At 65.8% G+C, this 14,237-nt stretch carries 9 protein-coding genes; 5 read left to right on the top strand and 4 right to left on the bottom strand.

Annotated features, from left to right (window positions below):
• Positions 1-113: 113 nt before the first annotated feature.
• From sucB to WKB88_RS00720, 3 genes are all read right to left on the bottom strand, one after another.
• Positions 114-1,901 (bottom strand): 2-oxoglutarate dehydrogenase, E2 component, dihydrolipoamide succinyltransferase, encoded by a 1,788-nt coding sequence (sucB, locus tag WKB88_RS00710; protein ID WP_341392627.1) that lies wholly within the window; start codon positions 1,899-1,901, stop codon positions 114-116.
• Positions 1,902-2,020: 119 nt separating this feature from the next.
• The gene (gene lpdA / locus WKB88_RS00715) at positions 2,021-3,403 is read right to left on the bottom strand and encodes a dihydrolipoyl dehydrogenase (protein WP_341392628.1); all 1,383 of its coding nucleotides are present in this window, start codon (positions 3,401-3,403) and stop codon (positions 2,021-2,023) included.
• Between the two features lie 204 nt (positions 3,404-3,607).
• The gene (locus WKB88_RS00720) at positions 3,608-5,140 is read right to left on the bottom strand and encodes a leucyl aminopeptidase (protein WP_341392629.1); all 1,533 of its coding nucleotides are present in this window, start codon (positions 5,138-5,140) and stop codon (positions 3,608-3,610) included.
• 306 nt (positions 5,141-5,446) lie between these two features.
• Between WKB88_RS00720 and WKB88_RS00725 the strand changes: the two genes are divergently transcribed.
• From WKB88_RS00725 to WKB88_RS00740, 4 genes are all read left to right on the top strand, one after another.
• Positions 5,447-6,490: a proteasome assembly chaperone family protein gene (locus WKB88_RS00725; RefSeq protein ID WP_341392630.1), complete on the top strand. Its 1,044-nt coding sequence runs from the start codon at positions 5,447-5,449 to the stop codon at positions 6,488-6,490.
• A gap of 18 nt (positions 6,491-6,508) precedes the next feature.
• Entirely contained in the window at positions 6,509-7,891 is a 1,383-nt protein-coding gene (locus WKB88_RS00730) for an MFS transporter (RefSeq protein WP_341392631.1), read from the top strand.
• Positions 7,892-8,223: 332 nt separating this feature from the next.
• Positions 8,224-9,690: a DUF4192 domain-containing protein gene (locus WKB88_RS00735; protein WP_341392632.1), complete on the top strand. Its 1,467-nt coding sequence runs from the start codon at positions 8,224-8,226 to the stop codon at positions 9,688-9,690.
• Positions 9,691-10,088: 398 nt separating this feature from the next.
• Positions 10,089-11,378, top strand: a complete 1,290-nt coding sequence (locus WKB88_RS00740) for an RNA polymerase sigma factor (RefSeq protein ID WP_341392633.1) — start codon at positions 10,089-10,091, stop codon at positions 11,376-11,378.
• Between the two features lie 222 nt (positions 11,379-11,600).
• Here the strand turns inward: WKB88_RS00740 and WKB88_RS00745 are convergent, their stop codons facing one another.
• A complete protein-coding gene (locus WKB88_RS00745; RefSeq protein WP_341392634.1) occupies positions 11,601-11,825 on the bottom strand; it encodes a DUF7455 domain-containing protein in 225 nt (74 codons plus the stop codon).
• Positions 11,826-12,087: 262 nt separating this feature from the next.
• Here WKB88_RS00745 and WKB88_RS00750 point away from each other — a divergent pair, with 262 nt between their 5' ends.
• Positions 12,088-14,199: a DNA gyrase/topoisomerase IV subunit B gene (locus WKB88_RS00750; protein WP_341392635.1), complete on the top strand. Its 2,112-nt coding sequence runs from the start codon at positions 12,088-12,090 to the stop codon at positions 14,197-14,199.
• Positions 14,200-14,237 lie beyond the last annotated feature (38 nt).

The following is a 14,237-nucleotide window of genomic DNA, read 5'->3' on the forward strand; positions in this document are numbered from 1 at the left end:
ACAACATGTAGAAATAGGGCCGGGGGCCGTGCGGGCGGGGGAGCGCCGGACGGCGAAGGGCGCCTCCCCGAGGGGGAAGCGCCCTTCGCATGGTGCGCCGGAGGGGTCCGGAACTACAGGCCCAGGTCGGCCGAGAAGTTGCCTTCTTCGAGCCGTGCCTTCAGCGTCTGCAGGAAGCGTCCTGCATCGGCGCCGTCCACCAGGCGGTGGTCGTAGGACAGGGACAGGTACATCATGGAGCGGATGGCAATGGTGTCATTGCCCTCGGCGTCGGTCAGGACGACGGGACGCTTCACGATCGCACCGGTGCCCAGGATGCCCACCTGCGGCTGGTTGATGATCGGGGTGTCGAAGAGCGCGCCCACGGAACCGATGTTGGTGATCGTGAACGTTCCGCCGGAAAGCTCGTCGGGTCCGATCTTGCCGTTCTTGGTCCGCGAACCGACGTCGCCGATGCGCTTGGCCAGACCGGCGATGTTCAGGTCGCCGGCATCATTGATGACCGGAACCAGCAGGCCCTTTTCGGTATCCACGGCGATCGCCAGGTGCTCGGCGTCGTGGTACGTGATCTGCTGGGCTTCCGAATCGTAGGAAGCGTTCAGCTTCGGGTGCTGCTTCAGGGCTTCGGTCACTGCCTTGGCAATGAACGGCAGGAAGGTGAGCTTCGCGCCGTTCTGGGCCGCGAACGATTCCTTGGCGGAGGCGCGCAGCTTGGCGATGCGCGTCATGTCCACTTCCTGGACCTGGGTCAGCTGCGCGGAAACCTGCAGCGACTCGACCATGCGGCGGGCGATCGTCTGGCGGATCCGCGGTGCCTTCACCGTGGTGCCGCGCAGCTTGGCGCTTGCTTCGCTGATCTGTGCCGGTGCTGCCTTGTCCGAGGACGAGGACGAGGAAGCCGGGGACGCAGCCGGTGCGGCGGCGGGCTTGGACTCCGCTGCCTTCTTGGCTTCGGCAGCCTCCAGGACATCCTGCTTGCGGATGCGGCCGGCCACGCCGGAACCCTTGACCGTGGACAGGTCCACGCCGTGCTGGTTGGCAAGCTTGCGCACCAGCGGGGTGACGTAGGTGCCTTCGGACTCGGAGGCGGCGGGAGCATCCTGCTTCGGAGCTTCCTGCTTGGGAGCCTCAGCCTTGGGCTCAGGCTTCTTCTCCTGCTTCGGGGCAGGTGCTTCTTCCTTCTTCGGCTCTGCAGCCGGGGCTTCACGCTCGTCGTTGGAGGCTGCCGCTACGGGCTCGGCTTCCTTCGGCTCGGCCTTGGCCGGAGCGGCGGCACCGGAACCGATGACGGCCAGAACGGCGCCAACCTCGGCGGTGTCGTCCTCGTTGACGCGGATTTCCAGCAGCTTGCCGGCAACGGGGGAGGGGATCTCGGTGTCGACCTTGTCGGTGGAGACCTCGAGCAGCGGCTCGTCAACCTCGACGTCGTCGCCCACGGCCTTCAGCCAGCGGGTGACGGTGCCTTCGGTGACGGACTCGCCCAGTGCAGGCAGGGTGACGTCGGTGCCTTCGCCGGAGCCGCTCTCAGCGCCGGAGTCGGAGGACTCGGCGGGAGCTTCCGGTGCCGGAGCTTCCTCGGCGGGGGCCTCTTCGGCTGCCTGCGCGGAGGGGGCTTCCTGGTTGGCGGCGCTGCCGCCGTCGTCCATCTGCTCGCCGGAACCGGAGCCGTCGCCGATGCGGACGAGTGCCTCGCCCACTTCGGCGGTCTCGTCTTCGGCAACGAGGATTTCTTCAATGACGCCGGCAATCGGCGACGGGATTTCGGTGTCCACCTTGTCGGTGGAAACTTCCAGCAGCGGCTCGTCTACCTCGACGCTGTCGCCCACGGCCTTGAGCCAGCGGGTGACGGTGCCTTCGGTGACGCTTTCACCAAGGGCGGGTAAGTTCACGGTTTCAGACATATTGTCCCCGTTTCTCCTTATTAGATCTGTTGACCAGCCGTACCGCTGGTGCTGGTGGTGGAAAGCCTAGTGCACCCGGAGGGTTGGCTGCCGGGTGCACTAAGCAGGTGATTCTTGTCCTAGCCGTGCAGCGGCTTGCCGGCGAGGGCCATGGCGGCCTCACCGAGGGCTTCGTTCTGCGTCGGGTGGGCGTGCAGCAGGCTCGCCAGGTCCTCCGGGTAGGCTTCCCAGTTCACGATCAGCTGCGCTTCGCCGATCTGCTCGCCGATGCGACCGCCGATCATGTGGACGCCCACGATGGGGCCGTCCTTTTCGCGGACCATCTTGATCAGGCCGGAGGAGCCCAGGATGGAGGTCTTGCCGTTGCCGGCCAGGTTGTATTCCTGGACCTGGACGTTCTCGTCGCCCAGCTTGGCCTTGGCTGCCTTTTCGGTCAGGCCCACCGAAGCAATTTCCGGCTCGCAGTAGGTAACCTTCGGGATGTTGACGTCTTCGACGATGACCGGCTTGAGGCCGGCGATCTCCTCGGCCACGAAGATGCCCTGCTGGAAGCCGCGGTGGGCCAGCTGCAGGCCGGGAACGATGTCGCCGACGGCGTACACGTTGCCCACGCCGGTGTGCAAGCGGTCGTTGGTGATGACGAAGCCGCGGTCCATGGTCAGGCCGGCTTCTTCGTAGCCCAGGTTGGCGGTAACCGGTCCGCGGCCCACGGCCACGAGCATCAGGTCAGCTTCATAGGTCTTGCCGTCGGCAAGCGTGACGACAACGCCGTCGTCGTTCTGCTTTACGTTGTCGAAGAAGATCCCGGTGCTGAACTTGATGCCGCGCTTCTTGTACGCACGCTCCAGCTGCTTGATGATTGCAGCGTCTTCGTTCGGGACCAGAGAGGGCAGGCCCTCAATGATGGTGACGTCCACGCCGAAGGAGTTCCAGACCGAGGCGAACTCGACGCCGATGACGCCGCCGCCCAGAATGATGGCGCTCTTGGGGATGGTGTCCATCTTCAGGGCCTGGTCCGAAGTGATGACCTTGCCGCCGATTTCCAGTCCCGGCAGTGAGCGGGAGTAGGAGCCGGTGGCCAGGATGATGTTGGCGCCGGTGTAGGTCTCACCGTTGACCTCAATGGTCTTTTCGCTGGTGAGCTTGCCTTCACCCTCAATAACGGTGATGCCCTTGGACTTGATCAGGCCCTGCAGGCCGCGGAACTTGCCCGCAATGATGTTGTCCTTGTAGGAGTTGACCGCCGTCATGTCCACGGAATCGAAGGTGGCGTTGATGCCGTACTTCGATGCGGACTTGGCGTTCTCGGCGATTTCCGCCGAGTGCAGCAGCGCCTTGGTGGGGATGCAGCCGTTGTGCAGGCAGGTGCCGCCCAGCTTTCCCTTTTCAATGAGTCCTACGGAGAAACCCAGCTCCACGGAGCGAAGGGCTGCGGCGTAACCGCCGCTTCCTCCTCCAAGGATCAGGATGTCGAATTCTTGCGCAGTTGCCTTTTCGGCCACTTGGACGCTCCCTCGCGTAATCGGTGACGCACATGGGCGCGTCGTTTTAGTGATTTGGGCGGTTGTGATTGTCTCTCACACTATCCCGCCGGCAGGCCTCCATCCACTCGGTGAAGGCCCGCTGGCGGGAAGTGTAACGAGAAACACCAGTCACAACAGTCGTTCCGGGTGGTCCCTGTACGGGGCCGGTGCTATAGGCCGCGCCTAGGCGGAGCGGGACACCACGTCTTCGGCGTACGCAACAAGCGTGCGGACGGCGACGCCGGTGCCTTCCTTGGGCGTGTAGCCGTAGGGCGATCCTTCGTTGAAGGCCGGGCCGGCGATGTCGAGGTGGGCCCAGGGAATCTTGACGCCGTCGACCTCGCCGACAAATTCGCGCAGGAAGCTGGCGGCCGTCATCATGCCGCCGAACCGCTCGCCGTGGTTGGCGATGTCCGCGACGGAGGAATCCAGGCTGGCGCGCAGTTCTTCGGGAATGGGCATCGGCCAGAAGAGTTCTCCGGAGCGGTCCGCGGCGGCCTTCACGGCGTCGCGCACGCCTTCCTCGCCCATGACGGCCGAGACCCGGTTGCCCAGGGCGATCATCTGCGCGCCGGTGAGGGTGGCAACGTCGATCAGTACGTCCGGAGCCTCCTCGGAGGCAGCGACCAGGCCGTCGGCCATGACCAGGCGGCCTTCGGCGTCGGTGTTCAGGACTTCCACGGTGCGGCCGCCGTAGGTCGTCATGACGTCGCCGGGGCGCTGGGCAGTACCCGAGGGCATGTTCTCGGCCAGGCACAGCCAGGCAGTGACTTTGAGGGGCAGCCCGAGTTCAGCGATCGCCAGCAGGGCGTTCAGGACGACGGCGGCGCCGCCCATGTCGCACTTCATGGTCTGCATGCCGGCGGCCGGCTTCAGGGACAGTCCGCCGGAATCAAAGGTGATGCCCTTGCCGACCAGCGCGAGCTTGGCCTTGGCACGCTGCGGCGCGTATTCCACCTTGACCATGCGCGGCGGACGGGAAGAACCCTTGCCTACACCGATCAGTCCGCCGAAGCCGTCGCGCTCAAGCTTCTTTTCGTCCATGACCGTGACCTTGACCTTCGCCGACAGCGGCTTGGCCAGGTCCTTGGCGGCGGAGGCGAAGGTTTCCGGATAGAGGTGGCTCGGAGGCTGGTTCACCAGGGTGCGGGTGGCGTTCACGGCCCGGCCCAGGATCCGGGCACGTTCCAGCGCCGGCTTCAGTGCCTTCTCCTCGGCGGCGGGAGTAACAACGATGATGCTGCGGACCGGTTCCTTGGGTGCGGTGGCCTTGTCCGTGCGGTGCTCGGTGTAGCTGTAGGCGCCGAACAGGGCGCCCTCGGCAACTGCGGCTGCGTCGGCCACGGTGGCGGCGGGCAGGGCCAGGGCCACCGATTCGGTGCCGGCCAGCTGGCGGACTGCGGATCCCGCAGCGCGGCGCAGGGCCTCTTCGCTCAGGGGAACCCCTGCGGTGACCTTGCCGACGCCGGCCAGGACAAGCATCTCTGCTTCGAGTTCGGGCAGTCCGGGCAGGCGGTGGACCTCGTCTGCGGCACCGGTGACTCCGAGGAGGGGCAGGGACGCGGCGAGGGCCGAAGCGGCCTTCGGGCTCAGCGGGCTTTCAACCAGAACGGGGCCGCCGGAGGTCTGGCCAATTCCCACTACCAGTGCCTGGGCCGGCACTTTCTGCACGTCCCGGGAGACCACCGACAGATTTGGCTCGTTCGTTTTGACCACGAAGTTTCATCCTTACGTTTGCACGAATTTGGTTGCTGGTGCCGCGTACTCCCGCGTCCCGCGTAATGCCGGAGCGGCTCCTCAGTACAGATCGTAGTCTCTTGCCGGCGCCGCAGCGGCCCGTGAAGCGGGAGTGCGCCCTCGGCGGACGGGAATGAAACGCAGGGACGGCGGCGTTTACCCTTGAGTAAACAGCGCACCCTGCGCCGCCCCAGCCGCGAGCGGAGATTTCCTCCGCAGCCTGAGCGGGGACACCACCGCAAACCTCGGGAGACCGAAGCACATGGAAGCACTGAAGGGGAAGACATGCTTGATCCGCTGACCCTGTTCAATCTGAATCCGGAGGTGGCTGACGACGCCGACCTGCACGGGTTGCAGCTTCTGATGGGCTTTACCGGCTTTGCCGAGGCCGGCCACGTCGTCTCCCAAATCCGCGACGAGCTGCTGGAAACGCTCGATCATGACCTGGTGGCGTCCTTCGACGTCGACCAGCTCATCGACTACCGCGCCCGCCGCCCCCAGATCGCCTTTGCAGAAGACCACCTGGCGGACTACGAGCCGCCGCTGCTTAACCTCTACCGGCTTTACGACGGCCTGGGCGAGCCCTTCCTCTTCCTGACCGGGTTCGAACCCGACGTGCAGTGGGAACGGTTCGCCGCCGCCGTCGTGCATCTGGCCAAGACCTTTGACGTGCAGCAGGTGAGCTGGATCCACTCGATCCCCATGCCCGTGCCGCACACCCGCCCGGTGGGCGTGACCGTCCACGGCAACCGGCCCGACCTCATGGCGGGCATCAGCTCCTGGCGGCCTAGCGCGCAGATCCAGGCAGCAGTGGGCCACATCCTGGAGCTGCGCCTGACGCAGGCAGGAGTCGACGTCGTCGGCCACGCCATGCACGTGCCGCACTATTTGGCGGAAGCGGAGTTCCCGCCTGCGGCGGTGGCGGGCCTGGAGTACCTGGGCGCGGCCGCGTCACTGGTGCTGCCCACCGACCGGCTGCGCGAAGCCGGACGCGACGTCGAACGCCAGATCGCCGAACAGGTGGAGGCCTCGGCGGAAGTCAAGGGCGTTGTGGCTACGCTGGAGAAGCGCTACGACGAATATACGGACAGCACCGTGCGCCGTTCCCTGCTCGTGAAGGACAACGACGAGCTTGCGGATGCGGAGGAACTCGGGGCTGCGGTCGAGGCATATTTGGCCAGCCCGCAGGCCGAGGAGGAATCCGAGGCGCTGTGGCCGGAGAATCATGAAAGCTTAACGGAGGACTCAGAAACTGGTGGGAACACTGACACGTCGGGACAGCCGGGCCGGGAGTCCGGAACGGCACCGCGGGACTACCCCAGGGACTAACGGCACGGAGGTGCTGCCGTGAACAGCACCCGCGCCTGGCTCGTCTGGGGCATCAGTGTCCTGGCCTATCTTGCCGCCGTAACCCAGCGGACGACTTTCGGTGTTGCCGGGCTGGAGGCCACCGAGCGGTTTGACGCCACTGCCTCCATCCTTTCGGTTTTTACCGTGGTGCAGCTGCTGGTGTACGCCGGACTGCAGATTCCCGTCGGCGTTCTCGTGGACAGGTTCGGCCCCCGCCTGCTGATTGCCGGCGGTGCCGCGCTGATGCTGGCCGGACAGCTGCAGCTGGCCACCGCCGACTCGGTGGGCGGCGGCATCCTTGGCCGTTCGCTGGTGGGTGCCGGTGACGCCCTGACCTTCATCAGCGTCCTTCGGCTGCTGCCGGCCTGGTTCGACGGCCGGCACATCCCCGTCCTGACCCAGTGGACCGGCATCATCGGCCAGCTGGGCCAGATTGCCAGCGCGGTTCCGTTCGCGTTTGTCCTGCATAAATTCGGCTGGAACACTGCCTTTGTATCCGCGGCGTCCCTCTCCGTCCTGACCCTCGTCCTCACCCTGCTTGTGGTGCGCAACCGTCCCCGCGGGGCTGAGGCGCCGCCGCTGCTGCCCCTTCGCCAAACCGCCACGTCGCTCGCCGAGGCCTTCCGGCAGCCCGGCACGAGGCTGGGCATGTGGACCCACTTCACCATCCAGTTCCCGGGGACCGTCTTTGTCATGATGTGGGGCTTCCCGTACCTGGTCAGTGCCGAAGGAGTGGAATCCTCCCGGGCATCGGCCCTGATGACCCTGTTTGTTGTGGTAGCGGTGGTATGCGGTCCGTGGCTGGGCTCCTGGGTGGGGCGCCACCCGCTGCGGCGGTCCACCATGGTGCTCCTGATCGCTGCCGCCATGGCCGGCGCCTGGCTCTCCGTACTGCTGTATCCGGGTCCGGCACCGCTGTGGCTGCTCGCGGTGCTGGTGGCCGTGCTGGCTGTCGGCGGACCCGGGTCCATGATCGGCTTTGATTTCGCCCGGACTTACAACCCGGGCCACCGGCTGGGCACTGCCACGGGCATTGTGAACATCGGCGGGTTCATCGCCTCGCTGGTTTCCATGTACCTGATCGGGGTGGTGCTGGATGTGCTGAACGCCTCCGGCTTTTCCGGGGGAGACCTGTATGCCCTGGATTCATTCCGGATTGCGCTTGCCGTCCAGTTCGCGGTGATGGCCCTGGGGGTCGCCGGTATCCTCCGGACCAGGTCCCGGGTCCGCGCTCGCATGGCCGAGAACGGACTCCGGCTGCCGCCGCTGAGGCAGGCCATTGCCCGGGAACGGCAGGCGAAGCAGGCTGCCCGCAGGTCCCGGCAGGGCGGGGGCGGTCCCGCCGGCGATGCCGGTGCCGCCGAGTCCGGCTCCGAGTAGCGTCCGCGGGCGGCAGCACCGGCTCGGTGCCGAGCTGCCGTGTCGATGATCTGCAGGATGGATTCTCCGGAAAAGCCCCTGATCTGCACGATGGATCGCCTCCGTACCCGGCGTCCACATTGTGCAGATGACGCCATCGAGTTGGTGAACTGATCCTTCGTGCAGTTATGCAGATACTCGTGCGGGTATGGGGCACGCCGTGGAGCAAATCCTTCGGATAGATGACCGGACTCTTCCTCCACGGCGGACAGCAGCACACCCATGCCGGGTTTGTGTCCACAGTTGCCCTGCGCCGGATGGCCGGGTTGCGGTGAGCGCGCGACTCTCGAGGCATGACGAACTCTCCCAGCGGCCGATACGCGCAGGATCCGTTTCCGGTCAGCGGACCGGTGGACATCCTCGCCTTCATACCCCACAGCCTCGGTTTTGTTCCGCACGAGTCCCTGGTGCTCATGACCATGGATTCCTCGAGGCTCGGCGCCACGCTGCGGCTTGATTTGCCGGCCCCAGCGGTTGATTACTCGGATTTCGCAGTCCGGGTCACGGAGCTGCTGCGTTCCGACGGATCCGCCAACGGCGTCCTGATGGCGATGTACACCCACCGCAAGTGGAAGAAACCGGGCTTTCCGCCCCATCGCAGACTCATCGATCAGCTCGGCCGGCACCTCTCCGAGGCAGGGCTTCCCATCCGCGACGGGTGGCTCGTGTCAGACAGTACCTGGCGGGAGTACTTTTGCACCGACAGCGCCTGTTGCCCCTGGCCGGGCCACTCGCTGGGCCAGATCACCGACAGTACCCTCAGTGCCGAAATGGTCTTCCAGGGCAGCGCCTACGCGCGTTCCCTGGAAGAAGCCGTCGGCTGTGACCTGCCGCGGGAGTGGGCAAGCGCCGAAGATGCTGCACGGCACCGGACGCTGTACACCCGGCGGCTCACGGGGCGCTGGTGCCGGCGTTCCCAGTTTGCCTGCACCCTCGCATTCTGGGAGGCGTTGTGGAACGGGGCTGCGCCGGAGGAGCCGGGCGGGTCTGAGCGGCCCCCGGCGGGGAAGGGCTGCCCGCAGCTGCGCACGGACCCCGAGGCGGCCGGTTTCCTACTGGCCAGCCTGCATGCCCGGCCGGTGCGCGACACCCTCTTGGTAATGGCCGCTCTGGGCAGCGGCGCCGCTCTGGACGGGGCCGAGGCCTGCGGGCTGCTGTCAGACCAGGAGGGAGCACCGTTGCTGCCGCCAAACAGCGGACAGGCGCACGCCTGGCCGGCACCGGATGGGGGGTCGCCGGACTACGGTCCCGGAACGGCCGCGGACCCCGGCCGACGAGCAGTCCCCGCTGCGGTACCCGGAACGGCATCGGAGCCCGGCCCGCGGACGGTCCCGACACCGGGACCCGGGAGGGGCGGCGGGCTGCGAAGGAATGCTCCATCCGATCCGGGGCAGGATTTCCGTGACGTGCTGGTCGGTGCATATGCAGGAGTTCCGGACTGGGCCGGAATGGATGCGGCGTTTGCGGTCTTCAGTGAACTGCTTGCGGCCGCTTCAGGGGGCGGTACGGATGGAGCGCACGTCGACCGTGAAGCCGCCGCCGCCCTGCTCAGCCTCTTGGCGTGGGTCGAATGGGCTCGGGGGAGGGGGTCCCGGGCCCGGGTCTACCTGTCCCGGTGTCTGGAGGGTTATCCGGGGTACCGGTTGGCGGAACTGCTCGACGAGCTCCTGGCCACCGGCATGTTTCCGGTCTGGGCCCGAAACGCTGAAACCGCCTGGCGCTCAGCACCGGAACAGAACCCGGGCACCGCCCGGGCCTAGGTTCCACTGCGCCGGGCTTTCGCCGTTTATCGCCATACGCAGGTCGTTGCGGCGTCAGACGGCCCCTGATCGGGACCCCGGAGGGCAGGGCCGGCCGTGCCGACGGCGGGAGAACGCGGAGGAAACCGGCAGGTTCGGCCGCGGTATCGGCCCGGGCAGTGATGGCGGCTGCAGGAAATCATGAGACAATGGGAACCGAGACCCGGTCGGGTTCGTGTATCAAGTGTCGCTTTTGGGCCTTTTGCCGTTTGTGCAGAGGGAACAGAAACCGCCGCACGTGTGTTCCATTAAGAGCACCGCGTGGATGGGATCGCTTGAAATCAAGCACGGACTTGACAGGGTCATAGTGGTGTTGCCCCCAATGGCGATTCCACAGCCCGCCGTATGAAAGGTTTTCTGTGTCGCCGAGAAAGACAACTGCAGTCGAAGAGACTGACACTGCAAGCAAGCGCACTGCCGCAGACGAAGCTTCGGCTCCGATGGAACCCGCTGCCGGCGAAAAGACCGCGGTGAAGACAGTCCGCAAGCCTGCAGTGCGGAAGCCTGCCGCAGCTAAGTCAGGTACCACTGCAGCCGGCCGCAAAACCGCCGCCAAGACAGCCAAGTCGGCAAAGGCCGCCGCAGCCGCCGAAGAGGATGAGCAGCAGACAGACTCCGAGCCCGCTGAGCCGGACCTCGATGCCGCGGACGCACCCGAGGCCGCGCCGACCGGTTCAGGATTTGTGTACTCCGATGCCGACGACGACGACGCCCCTGCTCAGCAGGTCGTCTCCGCCGGTGCCACCGCAGATCCGGTCAAGGACTACCTGAAGCAGATCGGTAAGGTTGCCCTGCTGAACGCAGAGCAGGAAGTCGATCTGGCTCTGCGCATCGAAGCCGGGCTCTTTGCCGAAGAGAAGCTCGCAGCCGATCCGGATATGGACCCCAAGCTCAAGCGCGAGCTGGAGTTCATCGTCCATGACGGCAAGCGTGCCAAGAACCACCTGCTGGAGGCCAACCTCCGGCTCGTGGTCTCACTGGCCAAGCGTTACACCGGTCGCGGCATGCTTTTCCTGGACCTCATCCAGGAAGGAAACCTGGGCCTGATCCGTGCCGTCGAGAAGTTCGACTACACCAAGGGCTTCAAGTTCTCCACCTATGCCACCTGGTGGATCCGCCAGGCCATCACCCGCGCCATGGCTGACCAGGCCCGCACCATCCGCATTCCGGTGCACATGGTCGAGGTCATCAACAAGCTGGCCCGCGTCCAGCGCCAGATGCTGCAGGACCTGGGCCGCGAGCCCGCCCCTGAAGAGCTGGCCCTGGAACTGGATATGACCCCTGAAAAGGTCGTGGAAGTGCAGAAGTACGGCCGCGAGCCGATCTCCCTGCATACTCCGCTGGGTGAAGACGGAGATTCCGAGTTCGGTGACCTCATTGAGGACTCCGAGGCTGTTGTTCCGGCTGACGCCGTGAGCTTCACACTGCTGCAGGAGCAGCTGCACTCGGTGCTGGACACCCTCTCCGAGCGTGAAGCCGGTGTTGTGGCCATGCGCTTCGGCCTGACCGACGGCCAGCCCAAGACGCTGGATGAGATCGGAAAGGTTTACGGGGTTACCCGTGAGCGGATCCGTCAGATCGAATCCAAGACCATGTCCAAGCTGCGCCACCCGTCCCGCTCCCAGGTCCTGCGCGACTACCTGGACTAAGCGATTCGGGTCCGCCCGCGCAGTGGTTTTGCACCGCCGCAGCAGGCAGCCTCAACGCCTCCGATCCGCAGAAGCGGGTCGGAGGCGTTTTGCGTTTCCGCGCCATTCCACTACAAGGCCGCAAAAACACGGCGGCACCCATGAAAAAGGCTCCTCCCGCCGGGGAGGAGCCTTTTGCAAGGTGTGTGGAGCCCGGATAACCGGGCCGCCGCTGGCGCGGCGCTAGTCTGCCGGGACTGCTGCGGCCTTGGCCGTCAGGCGGGAAGTCTCGTCCTGCCATTCCGAAGTCAGGGGGCGGAGGTTTGCCTCCACCGCCCGTGCGTGGTGGCCGCAGAAGAGCAGCTCCCCACCCGAGGATTCCAGTACCGCACGTACGTACGCCTGCGCGCCGCAGCGGTCGCAGCGGTCAAGTGTGTTCAGTTCACGAGTAGCTACTGCTGCTGTCATGAAAGCCTCCTAAGGGTGTTGATACTTCATATAACCATCTTTGTGCCCCCAGTCTTCGCAGCCGGGGGCCCCTTTCGCTCTGCGCGTACCAACCGGGCGTTCTGTTGTGAGGTAGTTCACCGGTGCTGAGTCGCTGGCGGGCAGTGTCACCGGTGGGCCTTAACCTTGGAAGTAGCCCGGTTCCGTCCGGGCTGCAGCCGGTCCGCGATCTGCCGACCGAATCTGCCGACAAACGGTCCCAGGCCTGAGGAGTTTCAAACACGTGGCGCCCCGAAACACTGAGTACAACGCCCGCCACCTTTCCGTACTGGAAGGGCTCGAAGCCGTGCGCAAGCGCCCGGGCATGTATATCGGCTCCACAGACTCCCGCGGGCTCATGCACTGCCTGTGGGAGATCATCGACAACTCCGTCGACGAGGCATTGGCCGGATACGGCCAGAGCATCAAAATCATCCTGCATCCGGACGGCTCGGTGGAAATCCACGACGACGGCCGCGGCATCCCGGTGGACATCGAACCGAAAACCGGGCTCTCCGGGGTCGAAGTGGTCTTCACCAAACTTCACGCCGGCGGCAAGTTCGGCGGCGGCTCCTACGCCGCCTCAGGCGGACTGCACGGCGTGGGCGCCTCCGTGGTCAACGCCCTGTCCTCGCGCCTGGACGTGCAGGTGGACCGCGCGGGCAAGACCTACCAGATGAATTTCCGGCGCGGCGAGCCGGGACACTTCGCGGACACGGGCAGGTCGCCGAACCCCGAAGCGAAGTTTTCGCCCTTCCTGGACAGCTCCCGGCTGGAGGTGGTCGGCAAGGCCAAGCGCGGAGTGACCGGAACCCGGATCCGCTACTGGGCGGACCGGCAGATCTTCACCCCGGACGCGAAGTTCTCCTACACCGAGTTGCAGGCCCGCGCCCGCCAGACCTCCTTCCTGGTTCCCGGCCTGCGGATCACCCTGCGCGATGAGCGTCGGCTCCCGGGCACTCCCGGCGAGGCCGGACCCATCGAAGAGGTATTCCAGCACGACGGCGGCATTACCGAGTTCGTTGACTTCCTGGCCGCAGACGCTCCCGTCACTGATATCTGGCGGCTGCAGGGCAGCGGAAAGTTCAAGGAATCCGTGCCCGTGCTCGATGATTCCGGACACAGCAAGATCGCCGAAGTGGAGCGCGAATGCGAGGTGGACATTGCCCTGCGCTGGGGCATCGGATACGAAACGAACATCCGGAGCTTCGTCAACATCATTTCCACCCCCAAGGGCGGCACCCACCAGGCCGGGTTTGAACAGGCCCTGCTGAAGACGTTCCGCAAGGTCATCGAGGCCAACGCCCGCAAGCTCAAGGCCGGCAACGACAAGATCGAAAAGGACGACGTTTTCGCCGGCCTCACGGCCGTCCTGACCGTCCGCCTTGCCGAACCCCAGTTTGAGGGCCAGACAAAGGAGATCCTGGGCACCTCGGCCGTCCGGGCAATCGTGGCCAAGGTGGTGGACAAGGAGATCACCGCACGGCTGAACTCCACCGCCCGCGGCGACAAGGCCCAGTCCGCGCTGCTGCTGGAGAAAGTCGTCTCGGAGATGAAATCGCGCATCTCCGCCCGCCAGCACAAGGAGACCCAGCGCCGCAAGAACGCGCTGGAGACGTCCTCCATGCCGGCCAAGCTGGCGGACTGCCGGATCGATGACAGCGAACGCTCCGAACTGTTCATCGTTGAGGGTGACAGTGCGCTCGGCACCGCCAAACTGGCACGCTCCTCGGACTACCAGGCGCTGCTGCCGATCCGCGGCAAGATCCTGAACGTGCAGAAGGCCTCGGTGGCGGACATGCTGTCCAACGCCGAATGTGCCGCACTGATCCAAGTGGTCGGCGCCGGCTCCGGACGCAGTTTCCAGCTCGACGCCGCTCGCTACGGCAAGGTGATTTTCATGACCGACGCCGACGTCGACGGCGCCCACATCCGCACCCTGCTGCTCACGCTGTTCTTCCGGTACATGCGGCCGCTGGTCGAGGCCGGAAGGGTCTATGCGGCAGTTCCGCCGCTGCACCGGGTGGAGGTCATCCACCACGGGTCCAAGGCCAACGAGATGATTTACACCTACAGCGAGAAGGAGCTGCACGCCCTGCTGGCGAAGCTGCGCAAGGACGGGAAAAACTACAAGGAGCCCATCCAGCGGTACAAGGGCCTCGGTGAGATGGACGCCGACCAGCTGGCCGAGACCACTATGGATCCGCGGCACCGGACCCTGCGCCGGGTGCGCATCGACCAGGCGGCCGACGCCGAGCGTGCCTTTGAGCTCCTGATGGGCAGTGATGTTGCTCCGCGCAAGGACTTCATTGTCGCGGGAGCGGCCATGCTGGACCGGGACCGCATCGACGCCTAGACAGCCGGTCCTGCGCCCCGGGGCCGGTCGTCGAACGC

Source organism: Arthrobacter sp. G119Y2 (genome assembly GCF_038069765.1).
GTDB lineage: Bacteria > Actinomycetota > Actinomycetes > Actinomycetales > Micrococcaceae > Arthrobacter_B.

Excerpts from the sequence above, each read along its gene's own strand:
- sucB (WP_341392627.1), bottom strand. The coding sequence starts at position 1,901 with ATGTCTGAAACCGTGAACTTACCCGCCCTTGGTGAAAGCGTCACCGAA.
- WKB88_RS00725 (WP_341392630.1), top strand. The coding sequence starts at position 5,447 with ATGCTTGATCCGCTGACCCTGTTCAATCTGAATCCGGAGGTGGCTGAC.
- WKB88_RS00735 (WP_341392632.1), top strand. The coding sequence starts at position 8,224 with ATGACGAACTCTCCCAGCGGCCGATACGCGCAGGATCCGTTTCCGGTC.
- WKB88_RS00745 (WP_341392634.1), bottom strand. The coding sequence starts at position 11,825 with ATGACAGCAGCAGTAGCTACTCGTGAACTGAACACACTTGACCGCTGC.